Source organism: Staphylococcus sp. T93 (genome assembly GCF_016743875.1).
GTDB classification, from domain to species: Bacteria; Bacillota; Bacilli; order Staphylococcales; family Staphylococcaceae; genus Staphylococcus; species Staphylococcus aureus.
In genome coordinates this window covers 1,701,288-1,725,174 of the sequence record NZ_CP068247.1, presented here as the reverse complement: position 1 = coordinate 1,725,174, position 23,887 = coordinate 1,701,288, and the positions used below count along the sequence as shown (strand labels likewise).

29 protein-coding genes are annotated in these 23,887 nt (G+C 33.0%); 19 read left to right on the top strand and 10 right to left on the bottom strand.

The window, feature by feature from the left end; all coding sequences use genetic code 11:
- Positions 1 to 49 precede the first annotated feature (49 nt).
- Positions 50 to 820 (top strand): GNAT family N-acetyltransferase, encoded by a 771-nt coding sequence (locus JG553_RS08590; RefSeq protein ID WP_000146745.1) that lies wholly within the window; start codon positions 50 to 52, stop codon positions 818 to 820.
- Between the two features lie 171 nt (positions 821 to 991).
- On the opposite strand, the gene fdhD is transcribed toward JG553_RS08590, so the two are convergent.
- Complete coding sequence (gene fdhD / locus JG553_RS08585; protein ID WP_001030825.1) at positions 992 to 1,789, bottom strand: formate dehydrogenase accessory sulfurtransferase FdhD; 798 nt, start codon at positions 1,787 to 1,789, stop codon at positions 992 to 994.
- A 289-nt stretch (positions 1,790 to 2,078) separates the two neighbouring features.
- On the opposite strand from fdhD, the gene modA reads away from it, so the two are divergent.
- From modA to JG553_RS08560, 5 genes are all read left to right on the top strand, one after another.
- Entirely contained in the window at positions 2,079 to 2,861 is a 783-nt protein-coding gene (gene modA, locus JG553_RS08580) for a molybdate ABC transporter substrate-binding protein (RefSeq protein WP_000769517.1), read from the top strand.
- Positions 2,862 to 2,874: 13 nt separating this feature from the next.
- Entirely contained in the window at positions 2,875 to 3,546 is a 672-nt protein-coding gene (gene modB, locus JG553_RS08575) for a molybdate ABC transporter permease subunit (protein ID WP_001113093.1), read from the top strand.
- The gene (locus tag JG553_RS08570) at positions 3,547 to 4,152 is read left to right on the top strand and encodes an ATP-binding cassette domain-containing protein (RefSeq protein ID WP_000913019.1); all 606 of its coding nucleotides are present in this window, start codon (positions 3,547 to 3,549) and stop codon (positions 4,150 to 4,152) included.
- 169 nt (positions 4,153 to 4,321) lie between these two features.
- Positions 4,322 to 5,326, top strand: a complete 1,005-nt coding sequence (locus tag JG553_RS08565) for a ThiF family adenylyltransferase (protein WP_000076929.1) — start codon at positions 4,322 to 4,324, stop codon at positions 5,324 to 5,326.
- A gap of 30 nt (positions 5,327 to 5,356) precedes the next feature.
- Positions 5,357 to 5,863: a MogA/MoaB family molybdenum cofactor biosynthesis protein gene (locus JG553_RS08560; protein WP_000503820.1), complete on the top strand. Its 507-nt coding sequence runs from the start codon at positions 5,357 to 5,359 to the stop codon at positions 5,861 to 5,863.
- A gap of 1 nt (position 5,864) precedes the next feature.
- On the opposite strand, the gene moaC is transcribed toward JG553_RS08560, so the two are convergent.
- A complete protein-coding gene (gene moaC, locus JG553_RS08555) occupies positions 5,865 to 6,359 on the bottom strand; it encodes a cyclic pyranopterin monophosphate synthase MoaC (RefSeq protein WP_000134528.1) in 495 nt (164 codons plus the stop codon).
- A 62-nt stretch (positions 6,360 to 6,421) separates the two neighbouring features.
- Between moaC and JG553_RS08550 the strand changes: the two genes are divergently transcribed.
- Genes JG553_RS08550 through moaA form a run of 6 tightly spaced genes read left to right on the top strand, consistent with a single transcriptional unit; the run spans position 6,422 to position 10,510 of the window.
- Complete coding sequence (locus tag JG553_RS08550) at positions 6,422 to 7,681, top strand: molybdopterin molybdotransferase MoeA (RefSeq protein ID WP_000259718.1); 1,260 nt, start codon at positions 6,422 to 6,424, stop codon at positions 7,679 to 7,681.
- Positions 7,678 to 8,163 carry a molybdopterin-guanine dinucleotide biosynthesis protein B gene (mobB, locus tag JG553_RS08545; RefSeq protein ID WP_000602937.1) on the top strand — a complete coding sequence of 162 codons (486 nt, stop codon included), beginning with the start codon at positions 7,678 to 7,680 and terminating at the stop codon, positions 8,161 to 8,163. Before JG553_RS08550 ends, mobB begins: the two co-directional genes overlap by 4 nt.
- 13 nt (positions 8,164 to 8,176) lie before the next feature.
- Positions 8,177 to 8,623: a molybdenum cofactor biosynthesis protein MoaE gene (locus JG553_RS08540; RefSeq protein ID WP_000808500.1), complete on the top strand. Its 447-nt coding sequence runs from the start codon at positions 8,177 to 8,179 to the stop codon at positions 8,621 to 8,623.
- A 5-nt stretch (positions 8,624 to 8,628) separates the two neighbouring features.
- Positions 8,629 to 8,862 (top strand): molybdopterin converting factor subunit 1, encoded by a 234-nt coding sequence (moaD, locus tag JG553_RS08535; protein ID WP_000866971.1) that lies wholly within the window; start codon positions 8,629 to 8,631, stop codon positions 8,860 to 8,862.
- A gap of 6 nt (positions 8,863 to 8,868) precedes the next feature.
- Positions 8,869 to 9,468, top strand: coding sequence for a molybdenum cofactor guanylyltransferase MobA (gene mobA, locus JG553_RS08530; RefSeq protein WP_000643988.1), 600 nt, complete (start codon positions 8,869 to 8,871; stop codon positions 9,466 to 9,468).
- A 19-nt stretch (positions 9,469 to 9,487) separates the two neighbouring features.
- Positions 9,488 to 10,510 carry a GTP 3',8-cyclase MoaA gene (gene moaA / locus JG553_RS08525; protein WP_000230173.1) on the top strand — a complete coding sequence of 341 codons (1,023 nt, stop codon included), beginning with the start codon at positions 9,488 to 9,490 and terminating at the stop codon, positions 10,508 to 10,510.
- Between the two features lie 394 nt (positions 10,511 to 10,904).
- Here the strand turns inward: moaA and JG553_RS08520 are convergent, their stop codons facing one another.
- Positions 10,905 to 11,075, bottom strand: a complete 171-nt coding sequence (locus tag JG553_RS08520) for a hypothetical protein (RefSeq protein WP_001790034.1) — start codon at positions 11,073 to 11,075, stop codon at positions 10,905 to 10,907.
- Between the two features lie 125 nt (positions 11,076 to 11,200).
- On the opposite strand from JG553_RS08520, the gene sarV reads away from it, so the two are divergent.
- On the top strand, positions 11,201 to 11,551 hold the full coding sequence (sarV, locus tag JG553_RS08515; protein ID WP_000066900.1) for an HTH-type transcriptional regulator SarV: 351 nt from the start codon (positions 11,201 to 11,203) through the stop codon (positions 11,549 to 11,551).
- Between the two features lie 103 nt (positions 11,552 to 11,654).
- On the opposite strand, the gene JG553_RS08510 is transcribed toward sarV, so the two are convergent.
- Entirely contained in the window at positions 11,655 to 12,866 is a 1,212-nt protein-coding gene (locus JG553_RS08510; RefSeq protein WP_000184419.1) for an MFS transporter, read from the bottom strand.
- Complete coding sequence (locus JG553_RS08505) at positions 12,859 to 13,299, bottom strand: MarR family winged helix-turn-helix transcriptional regulator (protein WP_000951058.1); 441 nt, start codon at positions 13,297 to 13,299, stop codon at positions 12,859 to 12,861. The genes JG553_RS08510 and JG553_RS08505 overlap by 8 nt, the downstream gene beginning before the upstream one ends.
- A gap of 161 nt (positions 13,300 to 13,460) precedes the next feature.
- Between JG553_RS08505 and JG553_RS08500 the strand changes: the two genes are divergently transcribed.
- Positions 13,461 to 14,225 carry a VOC family protein gene (locus JG553_RS08500; protein ID WP_000600967.1) on the top strand — a complete coding sequence of 255 codons (765 nt, stop codon included), beginning with the start codon at positions 13,461 to 13,463 and terminating at the stop codon, positions 14,223 to 14,225.
- Here the strand turns inward: JG553_RS08500 and JG553_RS08495 are convergent.
- Entirely contained in the window at positions 14,217 to 14,468 is a 252-nt protein-coding gene (locus JG553_RS08495; RefSeq protein ID WP_001549681.1) for a hypothetical protein, read from the bottom strand. The two genes, JG553_RS08500 and JG553_RS08495, sit on opposite strands and share 9 nt — an antisense overlap.
- Before the next feature lie 388 nt (positions 14,469 to 14,856).
- Between JG553_RS08495 and femX the strand changes: the two genes are divergently transcribed.
- Together femX and JG553_RS08485 are read left to right on the top strand one after the other, a co-directional pair.
- Complete coding sequence (gene femX, locus JG553_RS08490; protein WP_000413865.1) at positions 14,857 to 16,122, top strand: lipid II:glycine glycyltransferase; 1,266 nt, start codon at positions 14,857 to 14,859, stop codon at positions 16,120 to 16,122.
- A 116-nt stretch (positions 16,123 to 16,238) separates the two neighbouring features.
- Entirely contained in the window at positions 16,239 to 19,406 is a 3,168-nt protein-coding gene (locus JG553_RS08485; protein WP_000592303.1) for an efflux RND transporter permease subunit, read from the top strand.
- Between the two features lie 186 nt (positions 19,407 to 19,592).
- Here JG553_RS08485 and mspA read toward each other — a convergent pair whose 3' ends face one another.
- Positions 19,593 to 19,910, bottom strand: a complete 318-nt coding sequence (gene mspA / locus JG553_RS08480) for a membrane stabilizing protein MspA (protein WP_001161085.1) — start codon at positions 19,908 to 19,910, stop codon at positions 19,593 to 19,595.
- Positions 19,911 to 20,154: 244 nt separating this feature from the next.
- Positions 20,155 to 20,319 (bottom strand): SE1832 family protein, encoded by a 165-nt coding sequence (locus JG553_RS08475; RefSeq protein WP_000051206.1) that lies wholly within the window; start codon positions 20,317 to 20,319, stop codon positions 20,155 to 20,157.
- A gap of 132 nt (positions 20,320 to 20,451) precedes the next feature.
- Here JG553_RS08475 and JG553_RS08470 point away from each other — a divergent pair, with 132 nt between their 5' ends.
- Together JG553_RS08470 and JG553_RS08465 are read left to right on the top strand one after the other, a co-directional pair.
- Complete coding sequence (locus JG553_RS08470; protein ID WP_000139188.1) at positions 20,452 to 21,360, top strand: AEC family transporter; 909 nt, start codon at positions 20,452 to 20,454, stop codon at positions 21,358 to 21,360.
- 170 nt (positions 21,361 to 21,530) lie between these two features.
- Entirely contained in the window at positions 21,531 to 21,662 is a 132-nt protein-coding gene (locus tag JG553_RS08465) for a hypothetical protein (RefSeq protein WP_001789121.1), read from the top strand.
- Positions 21,663 to 21,778: 116 nt separating this feature from the next.
- On the opposite strand, the gene JG553_RS08460 is transcribed toward JG553_RS08465, so the two are convergent.
- Both JG553_RS08460 and JG553_RS08455 read right to left on the bottom strand, forming a co-directional pair.
- Positions 21,779 to 22,642, bottom strand: a complete 864-nt coding sequence (locus tag JG553_RS08460; RefSeq protein ID WP_001159898.1) for a GRP family sugar transporter — start codon at positions 22,640 to 22,642, stop codon at positions 21,779 to 21,781.
- Between the two features lie 180 nt (positions 22,643 to 22,822).
- Positions 22,823 to 23,710, bottom strand: a complete 888-nt coding sequence (locus tag JG553_RS08455; protein ID WP_000029536.1) for a GNAT family N-acetyltransferase — start codon at positions 23,708 to 23,710, stop codon at positions 22,823 to 22,825.
- Positions 23,711 to 23,775: 65 nt separating this feature from the next.
- On the opposite strand from JG553_RS08455, the gene JG553_RS08450 reads away from it, so the two are divergent.
- Positions 23,776 to 23,871 carry a hypothetical protein gene (locus tag JG553_RS08450; protein WP_001790553.1) on the top strand — a complete coding sequence of 32 codons (96 nt, stop codon included), beginning with the start codon at positions 23,776 to 23,778 and terminating at the stop codon, positions 23,869 to 23,871.
- Positions 23,872 to 23,887: the final 16 nt, after the last annotated feature.

Sequence of the window (23,887 nt, the reverse complement as noted above, 5' to 3'; positions counted from 1 at the left end):
ATTGAATAAGTTGCTTTGAAATTTATAAAAGTGAAAGGAGTAGGTGTCAATGGCTAGTATAAGTATGTCAGATATATATTGTAACGGCACTATATTTGAAAATGACGACGAGCAGTTGATTTATTTAACGCCTTCTTTTCCACAACGATACACAAGTAACACATGGATATATAAAAAGACGCCTACCCAAGAGCGATGGCTGAAAGACTTAGAACGTCAACATCAATTACATACAAATCAAGGTTCAAATCATTATGCGTTTAGTTTCCCGGAAAATGAACAACTTGATAATCATTGGATGGCTATGTTTAAAGATATGAATTTTGAACTAGGTATTATGGAATTGTATGCCATAGAAAGTGATGCGCTTGCCAATTTGCCGCGTAACTCTGACGTTGAAATTGCCATCGTTGACGAGTCGCATATAGATGCCTATTTAAAAGTTGCATATCAGTTTAGTTTGCCATTTGGAAAAGACTATGCAGATGCACATGAAGAAATGGTAAGGGAACATTATCAAAAAGATGTGATTAAACGCTTAGTAGCTTATTTAAATAATGAACCTATTGGCGTTGTAGATGTCATTGAAAGTGAAAATTACATTGAATTAGATGGATTTGGTGTATTAGAACAATTTCGGCACCAAGGAATTGGATCTACAATTCAATCGTTGATAGGTGAATACGCCATATCAAAAAATCACAAACCAATCATATTAGTTGCAGATGGTGAAGATACAGCAAAAGATATGTATGCAAAGCAAGGTTATGTCTATCAATCGTTTTGTTATCAAATATTAAAAGAAGATATTGGAAATTAACGATTGATGATAGGTTTGTATTAGAATAAAAAAGCAGTAAGCTGGTTTCGAGTAGAAATCAACTTACTGCTTTTTAAATTGTTTTGAGCTACTTATACTTATAAAAATAGTGCGTTTAAATTGTTGATTCATGTAGAATATCGTTCATTATGACACACTATAATGAATATGTTATTGTTCAGAATCAATGATACGTTCTGGATGACTGTATATATTAAAGCCACCATTTCGAATAAATCCAACTGCCGTAATATTTAGGTCATTAGCTAAGGTTACAGCAAGCGTTGTCGGAGCTGATTTAGATAAAATGACGCCAACACCAATTTTTGCGGCTTTAATTAAAATTTCTGATGAAATACGTCCACTAAAAATTAATACTTTATCTCGGACAGTAATATGTCGCTGAATACAAAATCCATATAATTTATCTAGAGCGTTATGTCTACCAATGTCTTGTCGATGTACAAAAAATGTCAAACCATCGCTTATAGCAGCATTATGTAAGCCACCTGTTTCTTGGTAAATATGACTTGCACTTTGTAATCGAGTCATCATGTTAATAATTTGCATTGGAGTTAAAGTGATTTTAGACATAGATGTTTTAGCGATAGCAGCATCATTTTGAAAATAAAACTCACGACTCTTTCCGCAACAAGATGCAATCATTCGTTTTGTGGAATATTGAAAGCGATCGCCTAAATCTTTATTAAGTTCAACATGGGCAAAACCTTTACTATCATCAATCAGTACAGATTTTAATTCATCTCGCTTTAAAATGGCACCTTCCGAAGCCAGAAATCCAATGACTAACTCCTCAAGGTTTGTTGGACTGCATATAACAGTCGCAAATTCTTCACCATTCACCATAATTGTAAGTGGAAATTCTGTCACATATTGATCTGTTGTATTGAATAATTTTCCATCTTCATATCTAACAATTGGTTGACCTAAAGATACATCTTTGTTCATTATCTAACCCCTTTAATTAGCTTAAACTTTATTTTAAAGCAATTTGCTTAAAATTTTAACATATTTGCTTAAGTTTGAAATTTGATTGATAAAAATTAATAGCGAGCAATCTGTTTGATTTAAATTGAATTCGAGAATATACATACTAGGGCATCAATTAATAAATATCAATCTTATGCAAATTTGACAATTGTTTGAATCAATATATAAACAGGCAACGGTTCTTTTCAAATATAATAGTAAGTGTATAATGAAAATGTAAATATTATTAAAAATGGGGGTTCACTCAATGAAATTGAAACGTTTATTTGCTGTTGTGATTGCAATGCTTTTAGTATTAGCTGGTTGCTCTAATTCTAACGATAATAATGAAAGTAAAAAAGATGACGCAGACAATGGTAAGAAACAAGAGATTCAAGTTGCAGCGGCAGCAAGTTTAACAGATGTAACCAAGAAATTAGCTTCAGAATTTAAAAAAGAGCATAAAAATGCTGATATTAAATTTAACTATGGTGGATCAGGGGCATTAAGAAAACAAATTGAATCAGGCGCACCTGTTGACGTATTTATGTCTGCAAATACTAAAGATGTAGATGCATTAAAAGACAAGAATAAAGCGCATGATACATATAAATATGCGAAAAATAGTCTAGTATTAATTGGTGATAAAGATTCAAATTACACTTCAGTAAAAGACTTAAAAGACAATGATAAATTAGCATTAGGTGAAGTGAAAACTGTACCAGCAGGAAAATATGCGAAACAGTATTTAGATAACAATAACTTATTTAAAGAAGTCGAAAGTAAAATCGTTTATGCTAAAGATGTAAAACAAGTATTAAATTATGTTGAAAAGGGTAATGCGAAACAAGGTTTTGTGTATAAAACTGACTTATATAAACAAAATAAAAAAATTGATACTGTAAAAGTAATTAAAGAAGTAGAACTTAAGAAGCCAATCACATACGAAGCTGGTGCTACATCAGATAGTAAATTAGCAAAAGAGTGGATGGAATTCTTAAAATCAGATAAAGCTAAAGAAATACTAAAAGAATACCACTTTGCAGCATAAGGAGTTGTAATCCATGCCTGACTTAACACCTTTTTGGATATCAATACGAGTTGCTGTAATCAGTACGATTATTGTAACGGTTTTAGGTATTTTTATATCTAAATGGTTGTATCGTCGTAAGGGTTCGTGGGTTAAAGTATTGGAAAGTTTATTGATATTACCTATTGTTTTGCCGCCAACGGTATTAGGTTTTATTCTATTAATCATCTTCTCGCCAAGAGGACCAATCGGTCAATTCTTTGCGAATGTACTACATTTACCTGTAGTGTTCACTTTGACAGGTGCTGTGATAGCATCTGTCATTGTTAGTTTTCCACTAATGTATCAACATACTGTGCAAGGCTTCAGAGGTATAGACACGAAAATGATTAATACAGCTAGAACGATGGGAGCAAGTGAAACGAAAATTTTCCTCAAATTAATTTTACCATTAGCTAAACGCTCTATTTTAGCAGGTATAATGATGAGTTTTGCTCGTGCATTAGGTGAGTTTGGTGCTACATTAATGGTTGCAGGATATATTCCAAATAAAACGAATACACTACCTTTAGAAATATACTTCTTAGTGGAACAAGGTAGAGAAAATGAAGCGTGGTTATGGGTATTAGTGCTAGTCGCATTCTCTATTGTGGTTATATCTACAATTAATTTATTGAATAAAGATAAATATAAGGAGGTCGACTAGATGCTTAAAATCAATGTGAAATATCAATTAAAGAACACTTTAATTCGCATCAATATAGATGATACTGAACCAAAAATTTATGCAGTTCGTGGTCCATCTGGCATTGGTAAAACTACTGTTTTAAATATGATTGCCGGATTACGTAAAGCAGATGAAGCTATTATCGAAGTGAATGGGCAATTACTTACTGATACGGCAAAAAACGTGAATGTTAAAATTCAACAACGACGTATTGGATATCTGTTTCAAGACTACCAATTGTTTCCTAATATGACGGTCTATAAAAATATTACTTTTATGGCTGAACCATCTGAACACATCGATCAATTAATTCAAACTTTAAACATTGATCATTTGATGAAACAATATCCTATGACATTGTCAGGTGGAGAGGCACAACGTGTAGCACTTGCACGTGCACTTAGCACGAAACCAGATTTAATTTTATTAGATGAACCTTTTTCTAGTTTGGATGATACTACAAAAGATGAGAGTATTACATTAGTTAAACGTATTTTCAACGAATGGCAAATACCAATCATATTTGTGACACATTCAAACTATGAAGCAGAACAAATGGCTCATGAAATTATTACAATTGGGTAATCATTTATTTGCCATTAAAGAGTTTAGAACGTATTTAAAATTGTAGAAGTGAATGCTTCTATCAGCATTTTAATGATGTTTTAAACTCTTTTTTAGGGGCAGTTTTTTTGAGAGACATTGACGCGCGTCATATAATGAAAGTAATGATAAAAAGAAAGGATAACTTAATGTGAGTCAAGAACGTTATTCAAGGCAAATTTTATTTAAACAAATAGGTGAAATAGGTCAAAGCAAAATAAATCAAAAATGTGCGTTGATTATTGGTATGGGCGCATTAGGTACACATGTGGCCGAAGGACTTGTTAGAGCAGGCATTGCCAAACTAATCATTGTTGATAGAGATTATATTGAATTTAGTAATTTACAAAGACAAACATTGTTTACTGAAGAAGATGCTTTGAAAATGATGCCTAAGGTGGTTGCAGCTAAAAAGCATTTGCTAGCGTTACGTAGTGATGTTGATATTGATGATTATATTGCCCATGTGGATTATTATTTTTTGGAAACACATGGACAGGACGTTGACGTTATTATTGATGCAACCGATAACTTTGAAACACGACAACTGATTAATGATTTTGCATATAAATATCGTATACCTTGGATTTATGGTGGTGTTGTACAGAGTACATATACAGAAGCTGCATTTATACCTGGTAAAACACCTTGCTTTAACTGTTTGGTACCACAATTGCCAGCATTAAATTTAACATGTGATACAGTAGGGGTCATTCAACCTGCCGTGACGATGGCAACAAGTTTACAATTAAGAGATGCGATGAAAGTATTAACGGAACAACCAATTGACACAAAAATAACTTATGGCGATATTTGGGAAGGTAGTCATTATTCATTTGGTTTCAGTAAAATGCAACGTTCAGACTGTACAACTTGTGGAGATGTACCAAGTTATCCGTATTTAAACAAGAATGAACAACGTTATGCAACATTGTGTGGTAGAGACACTGTACAGTATGAAAATGCATCAATTACACACGACATTCTTGTTCAATTTTTAAAACAACATCAGTTAAATTATCGCAGTAATTCGTATATGGTTATGTTTGAATTTAAAGGACACCGCATTGTTGCTTTTAAAGGTGGAAGGTTTTTAATACATGGCATGACACGCACATCAGATGCCACACATCTAATGAATTTATTGTTTGGATAAAAAAAGATAAGACAAAAGGAGTGTAATATTATGGGCGAACATCAAAACGTTAAATTGAATCGTACAGTTAAAGCAGCCGTACTAACGGTATCAGATACTAGAGACTTTGATACAGATAAAGGTGGTCAATGCGTGCGCCAACTATTACAAGCAGATGACGTTGAAGTGAGTGACGCACATTATACAATTGTGAAAGATGAAAAAGTAGCCATCACGACGCAGGTGAAGAAGTGGTTAGAAGAAGATATTGATGTCATCATTACGACTGGTGGAACAGGTATTGCACAACGTGATGTGACGATTGAAGCAGTAAAACCACTTTTAACTAAAGAGATAGAAGGCTTTGGGGAATTGTTTAGATATTTGAGTTATGTTGAAGATGTTGGCACGCGTGCATTATTGTCTCGTGCTGTAGCAGGTACAGTTAATAATAAATTGATATTTTCGATTCCAGGATCAACAGGCGCAGTTAAATTAGCATTAGAAAAGCTCATTAAACCAGAATTAAATCATCTGATTCATGAGCTTACAAAATAATTTATTGATTTGATTGGCGTTGAAAATCTCCAGATTTACCGCCAGACTTGCTTTCAAGGTAGGTTTCGCCAATAATCATACCTTTATCAACTGCTTTCGTCATGTCGTAAATGGTTAAAGCCGTTGCTGATGCAGCGGTTAAAGCTTCCATTTCAACACCGGTTTTGCCAGTTGTAGAGACAGTTGTTTGAATGTTTAAAGTATAAAGGGGTGCATTTGTTTCATCCCAGCTGAAGTGAACATCTATGCCAGTCAATGGTAATGGATGGCACATCGGAATAAGTGTTGATGTATTTTTGGCAGCCATAATACCAGCGATTTGAGCAGTGTTCAATACATTGCCTTTGGTATTGGTGTTATTAGAAATCTGCTTAAAAATAGTTTCATTTACAGTAATGCTTGAATGAGCGACAGCAGTTCTTTTTGTAATTTGTTTGTCTGATACATCGACCATTTTGGCGTGGCCTTGTTGATTAATATGAGTAAACTCAGTCATTTTACCCCTCCTAGTGCATCTAGTATATCATGAAAAAATAAAAGTTTTGGAGATGATTTTTAATGGTAGTAGAAAAAAGAAACCCAATCCCAGTTAAAGAAGCAATTCAACGTATCGTTAATCAGCAGAGTTCAATGCCGGCAATTACGGTAGCACTTGAAAAAAGTCTAAATCATATCTTAGCAGAAGATATTGTAGCTACTTATGATATACCAAGGTTTGATAAATCACCTTATGATGGTTTTGCAATTCGCAGTGTTGATTCACAAGGGGCAAGTGGTCAGAATCGCATTGAGTTTAAAGTGATTGATCATATTGGTGCAGGTTCAGTTTCTGATAAATTAGTTGGGGATCACGAAGCGGTGCGTATTATGACTGGAGCACAAATACCTAATGGCGCAGATGCTGTTGTTATGTTTGAACAAACGATTGAACTAGAAGATACATTTACAATTCGTAAACCATTTTCAAAAAATGAAAATATATCTTTAAAAGGTGAAGAAACAAAGACAGGCGATGTTGTTCTAAAAAAAGGACAAGTAATTAATCCAGGGGCTATCGCGGTCCTTGCAACATATGGCTATGCAGAGGTTAAAGTTATTAAGCAACCGAGTGTCGCTGTTATTGCAACAGGAAGCGAATTATTAGATGTTAATGATGTATTAGAAGATGGGAAAATTCGTAACTCTAATGGCCCAATGATTCGTGCCTTAGCAGAAAAATTAGGTCTTGAAGTTGGTATTTACAAAACACAAAAAGATGATTTAGATAGTGGCATCCAAGTCGTTAAAGAAGCTATGGAAAAACATGATATCGTTATTACAACGGGCGGAGTTTCTGTTGGAGATTTTGACTATTTACCTGAGATTTATAAGGCTGTAAAGGCGGAAGTGTTATTTAATAAAGTAGCAATGCGTCCTGGTAGCGTAACAACGGTTGCATTTGTAGATGGAAAGTATTTGTTTGGATTATCTGGAAATCCATCAGCTTGTTTTACAGGATTTGAACTATTTGTGAAACCAGCTGTTAAACATATGTGTGGCGCACTAGAAGTCTTCCCGCAAATAATTAAAGCAACATTAATGGAAGATTTTACCAAGGCAAACCCATTCACACGATTTATACGTGCTAAAGCAACGTTAACAAGTGCTGGAGCTACTGTAGTACCTTCAGGATTCAATAAATCAGGTGCGGTTGTAGCGATTGCACATGCTAACTGTATGGTCATGTTACCAGGAGGGTCACGTGGTTTTAAAGCGGGGCATACAGTAGATATTATATTGACTGAATCTGACGCTGCTGAAGAGGAACTTCTTTTATGATTTTACAAATTGTAGGTTACAAAAAGTCTGGTAAGACAACATTGATGAGGCATATTGTCTCTTTCTTAAAGTCACATGGTTATACAGTTGCTACTATTAAACATCATGGGCATGGTAAGGAAGATATTCAATTACAGGATTCAGACGTCGATCACATGAAGCATTTTGAAGCGGGGGCAGATCAAAGTATTGTACAAGGTTTTCAATATCAGCAAACTGTAACACGTGTAGATAATCAAAATCTTACTCAAATTATTGAAAAATCTGTTACAATTGACACCAATATCGTATTAGTTGAAGGCTTTAAAAATGCTGATTTTGAAAAAGTCGTAGTCTATCGAAATGAAGAAGAGTTGCAAGTATTACAACAATTGTCGAATGTTTGTTATAGCATTAATGTAAGGGAGCATGAAGATTTTACAGCATTTGAGCAATGGTTATTAAATAAAATTAAAAATGATTGTGATACACAATTAACATAGAGGATTGAAATGAATGAAACAATTTGAAATCGTGACAGAACCGATACAAACAGAACAATATCGTGAATTCACTATAAATGAATATCAAGGTGCAGTAGTTGTTTTTACCGGTCATGTTCGCGAATGGACTAAAGGCGTCAAAACGGAATATTTAGAATATGAAGCGTATATTCCAATGGCTGAAAAGAAATTGGCACAAATTGGAGATGAAATAAATGAAAAATGGCCTGGAACGATAACGAGTATTGTTCATAGAATAGGGCCATTACAAATTTCAGATATCGCTGTATTAATTGCGGTTTCTTCACCGCATCGTAAAGATGCCTATCGAGCAAATGAATATGCAATTGAGCGTATAAAAGAAATTGTTCCGATTTGGAAAAAAGAAATTTGGGAAGATGGTTCAAAATGGCAAGGGCATCAAAAAGGGAATTATGAAGAAGCAAAGAGGGAGGAATAAGAGAGATGAAGGTACTTTACTTCGCAGAAATTAAAGATATATTACAAAAAGCACAGGAAGATATTGTGCTTGAACAAGCATTGACTGTACAACAATTTGAAGATTTATTGTTTGAACGTTATCCGCAAATCAATAATAAAAAGTTTCAAGTTGCTGTAAATGAGGAATTTGTACAAAAATCGGATTTCATTCAACCTAATGATACTGTTGCATTAATTCCACCGGTTAGTGGAGGTTAAGGGAGCATGAAAGCAATAATTCTTGCAGGTGGTCATTCAGTGCGATTTGGTAAGCCCAAAGCTTTTGCGGAAGTGAACGGTGAGACCTTTTATAGTAGAGTAATTAAGACATTAGAATCAACAAATATGTTCAATGAAATTATTATTAGTACAAATGCGCAATTGGCAACGCAATTTAAATATCCAAATGTTGTTATAGATGATGAGAATCATAATGATAAAGGTCCATTAGCAGGAATTTATACAATCATGAAGCAACATCCTGAAGAAGAATTGTTTTTTGTCGTTTCTGTTGATACACCAATGATTACTGGTAAAGCTGTAAGCACGTTGTATCAGTTTTTAGTTTCTCATCTTATTGAAAATCATTTAGATGTCGCAGCTTTTAAAGAAGATGGACGTTTTATTCCAACAATTGCATTTTATAGTCCGAATGCATTAGGCGCTATAACTAAAGCACTACATTCTGATAATTACAGTTTTAAAAATGTATATCATGAATTATCAACGGATTATTTGGATGTAAGGGATGTAGATGCGCCCTCATATTGGTACAAAAATATAAATTATCAGCATGATTTGGACGCTTTAATTCAAAAATTGTAAGCTGTTAGGAGGTCCACAAATGGTAGAACAAATAAAAGATAAACTAGGACGTCCCATCCGTGACTTACGGTTATCTGTGACAGATCGGTGTAACTTTAGGTGTGATTATTGCATGCCTAAAGAGGTATTTGGAGATGATTTCGTATTTTTACCTAAAAATGAACTTTTAACGTTTGATGAAATGGCTAGAATCGCTAAGGTATATGCAGAATTAGGTGTAAAAAAAATACGCATTACAGGTGGAGAACCATTGATGCGACGGGATTTAGATGTACTTATAGCTAAATTAAATCAAATCGATGGTATTGAAGATATTGGTTTGACTACAAATGGTTTGTTATTAAAAAAGCATGGACAAAAGTTATATGATGCTGGGCTGCGCAGAATTAATGTCAGTTTGGATGCTATTGATGATACGCTATTTCAATCAATCAATAATCGTAATATTAAAGCGACTACGATTTTAGAACAAATTGATTACGCGACGTCTATTGGTTTGAATGTAAAAGTAAATGTTGTTATACAAAAAGGTATTAACGATGATCAAATCATACCAATGCTTGAATATTTTAAAGATAAACATATAGAGATTCGATTTATAGAATTTATGGATGTTGGTAATGATAATGGATGGGATTTCAGTAAAGTTGTAACTAAAGATGAAATGCTTACAATGATAGAGCAGCACTTTGAAATCGATCCTGTAGAACCAAAATATTTTGGGGAAGTAGCAAAATATTATCGCCATAAGGATAATGGTGTTCAATTTGGTTTGATTACAAGTGTTTCACAATCATTTTGTTCTACATGTACACGCGCAAGGCTGTCATCAGATGGGAAGTTTTACGGATGTTTATTTGCAACTGTCGATGGATTTAACGTTAAAGCGTTTATTCGTTCTGGCGTGACCGACGAAGAATTAAAAGAACAATTTAAAGCTTTATGGCAAATAAGAGATGATCGATATTCAGATGAGAGAACTGCTCAAACAGTTGCCAATCGTCAACGTAAAAAGATAAACATGAATTATATTGGTGGTTAATGTGTAGGGACCACTACATATTAAATCATTAGAGATGTTTTAATATTTCTGTCTTACTCCCTAAAATACAATATTATTTATTAAAGTAAAAACGGTCATATCTATGCCAGATTTAATAGAAATGATCGTTTTTAAAGTTTTTACAAGTTGGCGGGGCCCCAACACAGAAGCTGACAGAAAGTCAGCTTACAATAATGTGCAAGTTGGCGGGGCCCCAACATAGAGAATTTCAAAAAGAAATTCTACAGACAATGCAAGTTGGGGAACGGGGCCCCAACACAGAAGGTGACGAAAAGTCAGCATACAATAATGTGCAAGTTGGCGGGGCCCCAACATAGAGAATTTCAAAAGAAATTCTACAGACAATGCAAGTTGGGGATCAACGAAATAAATTTTATGAGAATATCATTTCTATCCCACTCTTAAGAATCACTACATAATAAATCTTTAGTGGTTCTTTAACATTGATGTCACACTCCATGCCATTGAGTTGTAATATATCTTTTTTAGGTATAAATGTTGTCGAATAAACAACAAGTTGTCCAAAAGATATAAATCTAAACAAGATATAGCCAGCAATTTAATATTTGTAATAGATAAAATGCTAAGTTTGATATATAATAAATTTAAGTAATTGTATAATAATATGAATTACAAACATCTAAGAAGAAACATAGGAGGCATCATATTATGAGTAATAAAGTTCAACGTTTTATAGAAGCAGAAAGGGAGTTAAGTCAGTTAAAGCACTGGTTAAAAACAACACATAAGATTTCAATTGAAGAATTTGTAGTCCTTTTTAAAGTGTATGAAGCTGAAAAGATTAGCGGTAAAGAATTGAGGGATACATTACATTTTGAAATGCTATGGGATACAAGTAAAATCGATGTGATTATCCGTAAAATCTATAAAAAAGAGCTTATTTCTAAATTGCGTTCTGAAACGGATGAAAGACAAGTATTCTATTTCTATAGTACTTCTCAAAAGAAATTGTTAGATAAAATTACTAAAGAAATAGAAGTGTTAAGCGTTACAAACTAAAAACTTAAAAAGCATGCCAATCTCTATTCATCATAATTGCGTCTTGGGGACAGACAAATGATGAATAGAGATTGGCATGCTTTTTATTTTTGAATATAAATATTTAGTTCATGGCATTTCTAGTTACATGACGTCCATGAATTAAGAAGTAAACAAGCATAGTAATGATTGCTAAAGCGGCCATAAAGCCGAAGATTTCACTATATGAAAACATATGAGTAAATAACCCAAGGAATGATGGACCGAAGCCGACACCTGCATCTAGACCAACGTAAAAAGTAGATGTCGCGATACCATATTTAATCGGGGGTGAGACTTTTATCGCAATAGATTGCATTGCAGATGATAAATTTCCATACCCTAAACCTAGGCAAGCACCAGCAAGTAATATTAACCAGCTTTGATAGCTTGAAATTAAGCATACAAATGAAAGGAAAAGCATGATAAATGCTGGGTAGACAATAATATTTTCATTTTTATCATCCATCAATCTACCAGCAATAGGTCTAGTAATTAACGATGCTATAGCATAGCAAATAAAGAAATAGCTTGCTGCAGTGACTAGGTGTCGCTCTAAAGCAAATGCTTGTAAATAAGTTAGGATGGACGCATAGGTAACGCCAATTAAAAGCATAATTACAGCAACAGGAATGGCCTCTTTTGCAATAAATTGATGAATACTAAATCTTGGTTTATCAATGACATTAGTTTCAGTTTTGTTATTTGTTACTTCGAAATCAACTTTTATAAATAATGAGATAATGAGTCCGAGTATGCCTAATATGACACAAATAATAAACAGTAAGTCAATTGCGTATTTTGTAATAAGTAACATGCCTAGAAATGGGCCAATCGCTGTACCTAATACTAAACTTAAGGAAAATAAACTGATGCCTTCACTTTTTCTATTAACAGGGGTAACGTATGCCGCAATAGTACCTGTTGCAGTTGTCACAACTGCAGTTGCGATACCGTTTATGAGACGTACAAAGATTAAAAAAGCTAAAGATCCATCAATAAAATAAAGTAATTGCGTGATAATTAAAGCAATTAAACCAATAAATAATAATCGTTTAGGTCCGATTTGATTTACAAATTTACCTGTAGCAAATCGACCAATTAAAGACCCGACAATAAATAGTCCTACAACTAATCCGGCTAATGAATCGGAAGCGTCGAAAGCTTGCTTACTATAGCCAGCAATAACTACAAGTAACAAATACATGCATAGGTATACGATAAAGTTGACTAAAAAGTTAATTGTAAAACTTTTGGTGAAAATAGGTGATTTATTTAATGAGCCTTGATTAGTCATTGTGTGCCTCCTTTAATAATATTTCATGAATTTGATTCATCACATTTATGGTTTCTTGCATTTGATCTTGCGAAATGTTTGTTTTGGCAACTACTGCTTGTTGGAGCTTTTGTACATCAAGACAAACAATCTCATATAATTCATGCCCTTTAGGTGTTAAAGTTAAAAACTTTTGTCGTTTATCCTCTAAACTGTTTTCTACTGTTATAAGGTCATTTTCTATTAGAGCTTTTAAAGTTTTTCTTGCAGTAGGCTTTTCAATTGCACGTCTATGTGAAATTTCAATGAGAGTAGTGGGCTGATGTTTAGCGATATCGCGTAAGATTAACCATTGGCCATAATATATATTGTGTTTTTCTAAAATCGGCTCGGCTAATTTTAAATAGGGGCGATATATTGTTATAAAACTATTGAAAAATTCTTGTGATAGCATAGTGACATCTCCTAAGACAAAATAGTTAGCTTAGCTAACCTTTTTACAACAATAGTAATTATAAAACGGGAGCAATTAGAAATCAATATATAATTATTAAGAGCAAAAATAATTATACTTTGTTAAAATAAGCGTAATTACATGTAAATAGGGGGATACTAATGATATTGAAATTTGATCACATCATTCATTATATAGATCAGTTAGATCGGTTTAGTTTTCCAGGAGATGTTATAAAATTACATTCAGGTGGGTATCATCATAAATATGGAACATTCAATAAATTAGGTTATATCAATGAAAATTATATTGAGCTACTAGATGTAGAAAATAATGAAAAGTTGAAAAAGATGGCAAAAACGATAGAAGGCGGAGTCGCTTTTGCTACTCAAATTGTTCAAGAGAAGTATGAGCAAGGCTTTAAAAATATTTGTTTGCGTACAAATGATATAGAGGCAGTTAAAAATAAACTACAAAGTGAGCAGGTTGAAGTAGTAGGGCCGATTCAAATGGAAAGAGATACACATAAAGATGGTAAGGTAAAGTGGCAATTGCTTTATATAATGAATCAGGATGATGATGAAATTAAGCCACCATTTTTTATTCAATGGGAAGAAAGTGATTCCATGCGTACTAAAAAATTGCAAAAATATTTTCAAAAACAATTTTCAATTGAAACTGTTATTGTGAAAAGTAAAAACCGATCACAAACAGTATCGAATTGGTTGAAATGGTTTGATATGGACATTGTAGAAGAGAATGACCATTACACAGATTTGATTTTAAAAAATGATGATATTTATTTTAGAATTGAAGATGGTAAAGTTTCAAAATATCATTCGGTTATCATAAAAGACGCACAAGCAACTTCACCATATTCAATTTTTATCAGAGGTGCTATTTATCGCTTTGAACCATTAGTATAAATATACGTAAGTGCTATGAGCGAGAATGCCCATATGAATAATGACAAGCACAATGGAAAGAATCGTTAATATATTATTTAATCGTGATGACTTAATTAAAATGAAAAAGATTGATAATATAAATGTGAAAAAGATAAGTATAACCCGTAAACTAAAGTAATTCACGGTGAGAGGTTGACTCAATGTCATAATGATTGCAACGATGTTCATAATTATAAATAGACTTAAAATAATTGTTCTCATATCAAACACCTCATTGTTAGATTATTGACATTATAACAGGGGTAATTGTATATGAACATTAATGTGGTTGCTTGAGGAAAAATTTATTCATTGAAGTCAAGTTGGTTCATTTTAGAAATGAATATCGTGTTAGATGATGAAAGTATATTGAAGTATAGGTAACTAGTTGAAAAGTATTAATTGTACGATAACATTAAATTTAACACGAAACATAGATATAAAATGATTCACAATTAAAATGGGTAAATTTGAACTTGCTAAACTATTAATTGGAGCATGGACATTTCAAAAATAAGAGTTCAAATCTTACACAAGCTCTGAATCGACACTATAAGATACAAACTGTATAATTAAAGGTATTGTTAAATAGAAGGAGATATCATAAATCATGGAAAAGATGCATATCACTAATCAGGAACATGACGCATTTGTTAAATCCCACCCAAATGGAGATTTATTACAATTAACGAAATGGGCAGAAACAAAGAAATTAACTGGATGGTACGCGCGAAGAATCGCTGTAGGTCGTGACGGTGAAGTTCAGGGTGTTGCGCAGTTACTTTTTAAAAAAGTACCTAAATTACCTTATACGCTATGTTATATTTCGCGTGGTTTTGTTGTTGATTATAGTAATAAAGAAGCGTTAAATGCATTGTTAGACAGTGCAAAAGAAATTGCTAAAGCTGAGAAAGCGTATGCAATTAAAATCGATCCTGATGTTGAAGTTGATAAAGGTACAGATGCTTTGCAAAATTTGAAAGCGCTTGGTTTTAAACATAAAGGATTTAAAGAAGGTTTATCAAAAGACTACATCCAACCACGTATGACTATGATTACACCAATTGATAAAAATGATGATGAGTTATTAAATAGTTTTGAACGCCGAAATCGTTCAAAAGTGCGCTTGGCTTTAAAGCGAGGTACGACAGTAGAACGATCTGATAGAGAAGGTTTAAAAACATTTGCTGAGTTAATGAAAATCACTGGGGAACGCGATGGCTTCTTAACGCGTGATATTAGTTACTTTGAAAATATTTATGATGCGTTGCATGAAGATGGAGATGCTGAACTATTTTTAGTAAAGTTGGATCCAAAAGAAAATATAGCGAAAGTAAATCAAGAATTGAATGAACTTCATGCCGAAATTGCTAAATGGCAGCAGAAGATGAAAACATCTGAAAAGCAAGCTAAAAAAGCGCAAAATATGATTAATGATGCGCAAAATAAAATTGCTAAAAATGAAGATTTAAAACGAGACCTAGAAGCTTTAGAAAAGGAACATCCTGAAGGTATTTATCTTTCTGGTGCACTATTAATGTTTGCTGGCTCAAAATCATATTACTTATATGGTGCGTCTTCTAATGAATTTAGAGATTTTTTACCAAATCATCATATGCAGTATACGATGATGAAGTATGCACGTGAACATGGTGCAACAACTTACGATTTCGGTGGTACAGATAATGATCCAGATAAAGACTCAGAACATTATGGATTATGGGCATTTAAAAAAGTGTGGGGAACATACTTAAGTGAAAAGATTGGTGAATTTGATTATGTATTGAATCAGCCATTGTACCAATTAATTGAGCAAGTTAAACCGCGTTTAACAAAAGCTAAAATTAAAATATCTCGTAAATTAAAACGAAAATAGATTAACGACTGAAATCTGAACGCTCATAAGACTGTCATTTGCGTTCAGATTTTTTTACACAATATAGAATGGTTGAGTAAAATATTTTTGAATATAGTGAAAGAGGGGGAAGTACTGTGATAAAAAAGCTATTACAATTTTCTTTAGGGAATAAGTTTGCTATCTTTTTAATGGTTGTTTTAGTTGTCTTGGGCGGTGTATATGCGAGTGCTAAATTGAAATTAGAATTACTACCAAATGTACAAAATCCAGTTATTTCAGTTACAACAACAATGCCGGGTGCAACGCCACAAAGTACCCAAGATGAAATAAGTAGTAAAATTGACAATCAAGTAAGATCATTGGCATATGTGAAAAATGTTAAAACGCAATCCATACAAAATGCTTCAATTGTAACAGTTGAATATGAAAATAATACAGATATGGATAAAGCAGAAGAACAGCTTAAAAAAGAAATCGATAAAATTAAATTTAAAGATGAAGTTGGTCAACCAGAATTAAGACGTAATTCGATGGATGCTTTTCCGGTTTTAGCATATTCATTTTCAAATAAAGAGAATGACTTGAAAAAAGTAACGAAAGTACTGAATGAACAATTAATACCAAAATTGCAAACGGTAGATGGTGTGCAAAATGCGCAATTAAATGGGCAGACGAACCGTGAAATCACCCTTAAATTTAAGCAAAATGAACTTGAAAAATATGGGTTGACTGCTGATGATGTAGAAAACTATCTAAAAACGGCAACAAGAACAACGCCACTTGGATTGTTCCAATTTGGTGATAAAGATAAATCAATTGTTGTTGATGGTCAATATCAATCTGTTGATGCTTTTAAAAACATAAATATTCCATTAACGTTGGCAGGAGGACAAGGGCAATCTCAATCCCAAAGTGACAATAAACAAAATTCAGCCATGTCAGACGTTAATCAGGCATCACCACAGCAAAATTCAAAAGCGTCAGCACCAAATAATATAAGTGGTATGCCGACAGCGAAACTAGGAGATTTAGCTGATATTACAGTTGGTGATGTGCGTACTTCTATTTCTAAAACGAATGGAAAGGATGCGGTTAATCTACAAATAACTAAAGCTCAAGATGCCAATACAGTTCAAGTAGCCAAAGATGTACAACGTAAAATTGATACATTCGTTGATGAAAATAAAGATTTTAATGTCACAAAAACAATGGATACTGCAAAGCCTGTTGAGAAATCACTTTATACGATGGTTGAAAAAGCATCATTAGGTACAATCGTGGCAATTATAGTTATTTTGCTGTTTTTAAGAAACATTCGTACGACGGCAATTTCTATTATATCGATTCCGTTATCACTTCTTATGGCGCTTATTGCTCTGAAATTGAGTGATGTTTCATTGAATATACTAACGTTAGGTGCATTAACAGTAGCGATTGGACGTGTGATAGACGATTCGATTGTAGTTGTTGAAAATATTTATCGACGCTTAACAGATTCAGAAGAACAACTAAAAGGTGAAAATTTAATTATCAGTGCGACAACTGAAGTATTTAAACCAATAATGTCATCGACACTAGTTACTATTATCGTCTTCTTACCACTTGTGTTTGTATCAGGTTCAGTAGGCGAAATGTTTAGACCTTTTGCATTGGCTATTGCATTTAGTTTATTAGCATCGTTATTAGTGTCAATTACACTCGTTCCAGCGTTGGCAGCTACACTATTTAAAAAAGGCGTTAAACGTCGTAATAAACAACATCAAGAAGGATTAGGTGTTGTTAGTACAACTTATAAAAAAGTATTACATTGGTCATTAAATCATAAGTGGATTGTAATTATATTAAGTACATTAATTTTGGTTGCAACTATTGTATTTGGAGGACCGAGACTAGGCACTAGCTTTATTTCAGCAGGTGACGATAAATTTTTAGCTATTACTTATACACCGAAGCCTGGTGAAACGGAGCAAGCAGTGTTGAATCATGCGAAAGATGTTGAAAAATATTTAAAACAGAAAAAGCATGTAAAAACAATTCAATACTCAGTTGGCGGTAGTAGTCCAGTAGATCCAACGGGTAGTACAAATAGTATGGCAATCATGGTTGAATATGATAATGACACGCCTAATTTTGATGTAGAAGCGGATAAGGTTATTAAACATGCAGATGGCTTTAAACATCCTGGAGAGTGGAAAAATCAAGATTTAGGAACAGGTGCAGGTAATAAATCTGTAGAGGTTACTGTAAAAGGTCCATCAATGGATGCCATAAAATCAACTGTAAAAGATATTGAACAGAAAATGAAACAGGTTAAAGGACTAGCCAATGTCAAATCTGATTTATCGCAAACATATGATCAGTATGAAATTAAAGTCGATCAAAATAAAGCGGCAGAAAATGGTATTTCTGCAAGTCAACTTGCAATGCACTTGAATGAAAACTTACCAGAAAAAACAGTTACGACTGTTAAAGAAAATGGTAAAACTGTTGATGTTAAAGTCAAACAAAATAAGCAAACAGACTGGTCAGAAGATAAGTTGAATAATATAACTTTGAAAAAGCCGACTGGTGGTACGATTAAATTGGGAGATATCGCTACGTTAGTTAAAACAACGACACCAAGTAAATTGACGCAAGAACAAGGAGATTATGCAACGACGGTATCTGCTAAAGTAACAAATAAAGATGTGGGTGGCACAACACGACAAGTGATGTCTAAAATAAATAATTTGGATAAACCGAATAATGTAAAGGTTAATATCGGTGGTGCATCAGATGATATTAACAATGCAATGACACAATTAGCCTTTGCAATGTTAGCTGCAATCATTATCGTATATTTAATCCTAGTTATTACATTTAAAGGTGGCCTAGCACCATTTACAATTTTATTCTCTTTACCATTTACAGTTATCGGTGTAATTATTGCACTATTAATCACAGGAGAAACAATATCAGTACCAAGTTTAATTGGTATGCTAATGTTAATTGGAATCGTAGTAACAAATGCCATTGTGTTAATAGACCGTGTTATTAATAATGAGCAACAGGGCATGGAGATGAAAGAAGCATTAATCGAAGCAGGCGGTACTAGAATTAGACCGATATTAATGACGGCGATTGCAACAATTGGTGCATTAGTTCCTTTGTTATTTGGTCAAGATAGCTCGATTCTTATTTCGAAAGGATTAGCTGCTACAGTTATTGGTGGTTTAATTTCATCAACTTTATTAACACTTGTAGTTGTACCAGTAATATATGAAATTCTCTTTACTTTAAAAAAACGATTCACTAAACGATAGATAATATAAAAGCCATAAAAGCGGTCATGATATTGACTACTTTTATGGCTTTTTAAAATTTGAAATTTTAGACCTTATTTCACGTGCGATTTAATCGATGTGTTAATAAAACAATACTGGCATTCAACATGTAATCCGATAATAAAATAAGGTTGCAATTATGTTATTGCATATTTTGTTTATTACTTAGAATAATACGATGGTTAAGATGAAATATATGACAAAGATAAATAATGACATTAAATTCAAGATGTTTACGCCTTTTAGATCTTTTTTAAGCATTTTAAATCCTGTCACTTCGACATTACCGACTAAGAGTAATAAGACGATAAATACCCACCAATTCTCTTTTGGAAAACTCATCGTCGTTAATGCTAAGACGAATAATAACAACACACCCATAATAATTCTCAAAATGCGAGTAAATACAACTTCCATTTTAAAAATACTAATAAAACTAACAATTAGATAAAGTATTGCTAGTAAAATCAGATAAAATTGCATATGATAACTTCCTCTCCGTTTCAAAGGGTTCATGTAGTACAGCAGCGTAGAAAACATAAATAGCAGTGTTGGGATAGATATGCGTGTATGTTGTTAATGAAACACTAAATCATAACACGACAACATCTTGTGATTCTAGATGTAATTGAGCGAAAAATGAAGCAATTCATCAATATAACGTATTCAGAGCAATGCTAGTCAAATTTATGTAACAAAAAGCATTTATTGCTTGAATGATAGATTATTAATCTTGCATTTGAGCACGAACGTTTCTAATTTCATTTTCAATATCTTTAAGTTGACGAACAAGTGCGGAAGTATCTAAATTCAAAGATTCCCGTTTTTCTATGTCACCTTGAAGACGAACATAATCATATTTAAGTTCGGCTAGTTGGTTTTCTAAAGACATACTATAACACTCCTTTGAAATATAATTAAGTGCATTTAATGTAGATTATAGCATGAAACAGTAGACTTCTAAAATATCTGTGGAGTATGTTAAAGTTATAAATTATGAAGATTATTGAAAGAAGGGATAACAGTGACAGAACAATTTACTATGATTATTTTATTAATTGCGCTTGGTTACTTTTTGAAGCGCATTAATTTTATAAAAGCAACAGATAGTCAAGTCATTGCTACATTAGTTCTTAATGTCACACTCCCATCTTTAGTTATTGTGAATTTAAACAGTGCAGAATTAAAATTGTCATTCTCCATTTTACCAATTTTAATGATTATATATGGTATTGTGGCGAAAATGATTGCTGTCTGGTTTTTTAGAAAATATGATAATCACATGCGTGGATCAGTAGGTATGATGACTGGTGCTATGAATATTGGATTGTTTGCATATCCACTAATTGAAGTGATATGGCCTAAAACGGGACTTATTTATTTTGTTATGGCTGATATAGGTGGTGCCTTTGTGATGTTTGGAATTACTTACTTTGTAGGTAGCTACTTTAGTGAAGGTAGTGATCAATTCGATTTTAAATATTTAGGTAAGAAATTATTACAATCAGTGCCACTCGTTACATACATTGTAATGTTTATATTGAATATAAGTCACATCCATTTACCACATGTGGCAATCGATTTCTTTAGCATACTTTCCCATGCAAATATGCCGTTATCAATGATTTTGCTAGGTGTCATGTTGAATTTTACTCTGGAAAGAAAGTATATACCTGCTACTATTAAATATTTATGTTTGCATTATGGATTAGCATTAGTTGCGGGATTGTTAGTATATGTGTTGTTACCAGTATCAGATGATATGATTAAGACGACATTGTTGGTCACTTGGATGTTCCCGGTAGGTGTTGCAATTATTTCTTATGGTATTCAGTTTAAATATCGAACACTGCCATTTATAGGTATGACGACCAATTTGACAATCATTATTAGTATCATTATTTTGTACGTGTATCAGGCAGTGTTTGTCTAGTTTACACATTTGAAAATAAAATCCATTTTAGTATTCGTAGAAAATGAGAGCCCCCTTTACCACAATATGTAAATGTATATTGTGAAAAGGGGGCTTTTATTTATGACATAGTTGTTCAACTCATACATTCAAGTTGATAATGCAGTGCGTTATGCAGCTATCCACTTCATATGTATGGCGCATACTTGATATATGAATATCATCAAGATTTTAAAAGTATCGCTAATTTTAAAGTCTTAAAACGCATGATTAATGTCATGATGTGTTATTGCGTTTTGTTTTTAGAGCCACGTATTTCCTAGGACATATAGAGGAACATTCAACGTAAAATTCCCGAAAATTAATTTTAATCATTCTATAAGTGAATGGTTATTTTCAGAAGTGATTACATTTTTACGTTACATGAGTATTTAACTTTCTATTTCAAATTACCTAGAATTATAGCAGCTATCACGATAATAATAATACCTGCCCAAATACCCGTCATCTGACGACGATCTTTTCTTTCTCCTAAAATGAAAATACCGCCTAAGGTTGAAACGATAACAAGTAACTGTGATAATGAGAAACTTGTAGCTACACCAACTTTTGGTTGAGAATAGAACATGAACAAGTTACCAATTCCCCAAATCACACCTGGCAATAGATTAAGTGCTGTTGATTTAAGTGATGTTTTATGATTCATGGATAGGATAAAGCCACCAATTGCCATACCGACAGATTGGAAGAACAATGCATCAGTTCCACCAACACCAAAGATGTCACCAAGTACAACGAAACCTACATATCCAACTGTAGATACAATTAAAATACCCATTGCTTTTTTAAATTCAGGATTATCTGATTGACGTTCATTTTTAGCTTTAAGTGAAGTAAGTGCTACACCAGTAACTAATAATATCATGGCGATTAAACCAAAGATAATTTGAGTCATTGAAGACCATTCACCTAAAAAGATAACGCTGAATAATGTTGTACCAACTAATTGCATACCTGTAGAAACTGGCATAGTATTTGATACACCGATTAAACTAATAGATTTAAGCTGATTCGCTTGTCCAAACGCCCATAATGCACCAGAAATAAGACCGACAATAATTACAGTAGGATTATTGAATTTTGCGAAACCAGTAATAAGTAAACCTAATCCAACAATGAGTGCGCCTAGCGTCGTACCACGAATTTGGTTGTAAGGTCCACCGCCGACGAACACATTAATAAGAACGACACTTCCCCAGAATAAAGCAGGTAAAAGTGCGATTAAGAAATCAAGAAATTGCAAGACTACTCACTCTCCTATACTATTTATGCAAGTGCTCCCCTTAATTGACACTTGCATGTTATTGTAAAGCATTCTGCCCTAATAGTAAAAAACAACTACTTATAATTTTCAATATTTACAAAAAGTAGAAAAACCCACAATACATGCTAATGATGTACTGTAGGGTATTTGCTTGGTGTTTTATTCAGGGATTGTTTGATCTTTTACGTTACGTGATTCGAATTTGAATTTAATGTACTCATAGTTGATATGGAAACCTAGACCATTAAATCGTTCGATGAGTTTATTATTTTTATTACGAATTTTAAAATAAACTTTTCTAATATCAAAATTATCAAAAGCATATTGCAATGCATACGCAAGCAACTCGAAAGCGATACCTTTCAAACGGTAATCTACATGAGAACTGAAGTATTTAATCTCGGCGATTGACTGTTGTGAATCAATTTCAAGGTATAAATAACCTTTAAGTAAACCTTCGCTAACAAATAAAAACAAATGATGATGGTCGTCTAAACTATCAATGATATCTTGTGGTGACTGTGCCTGATATTTAAATGTAGTTGTGTGTAATTTGCTGAAAGCACGATAAAACCCTTTGTGATAAGGAATGATATTTGGTTGGTGCATATCTTCTTCTAATCTTGTACGGGCTTCTATGTAATAGTCAGTGAAGTTATAACTTGCTTGAATAACTTTCATTAATGGTTTGTATTGTTGAATGCCTTCTTCAAAAGAAAAGTTAAAGACGGCATCGTCAGGTTGGTTCGAAGTCATTGCTTTAAATAGCGTTTCAAACGTATCGACAGATAATACATAATTGTCAGCCACGAAAGGGCCTATGACTTTGAATTTATTTTTATCGTATGCAAAAGACAATATGATTGCTTTGATTGAATCGTTTTCTTTAATCGAAAATACACCAGGTGATTCAATCGCATCGGTTATTAATACATCTATTTCATTGTACTGTTGAGGAAGTTTATATAAGTATGATGCTGATTCATAATTCGAATGTTCAATGAACGATTTTATTTGTGTAATATCATATAACTGAACTATGCTCATGTCATTACCTCCGTACTTTTTGTTACTTTTATTATATAGTATTTCAACTGAAATGAAAGTTAATAGTGATATTAACATGTTACAATACATTTAACACATCATTTGCAATCATTGAATTTAAATCAAAGATTAGTGGAATAGATGAAGCACGTTCGAAATAAAAGAACGTATGAGAAA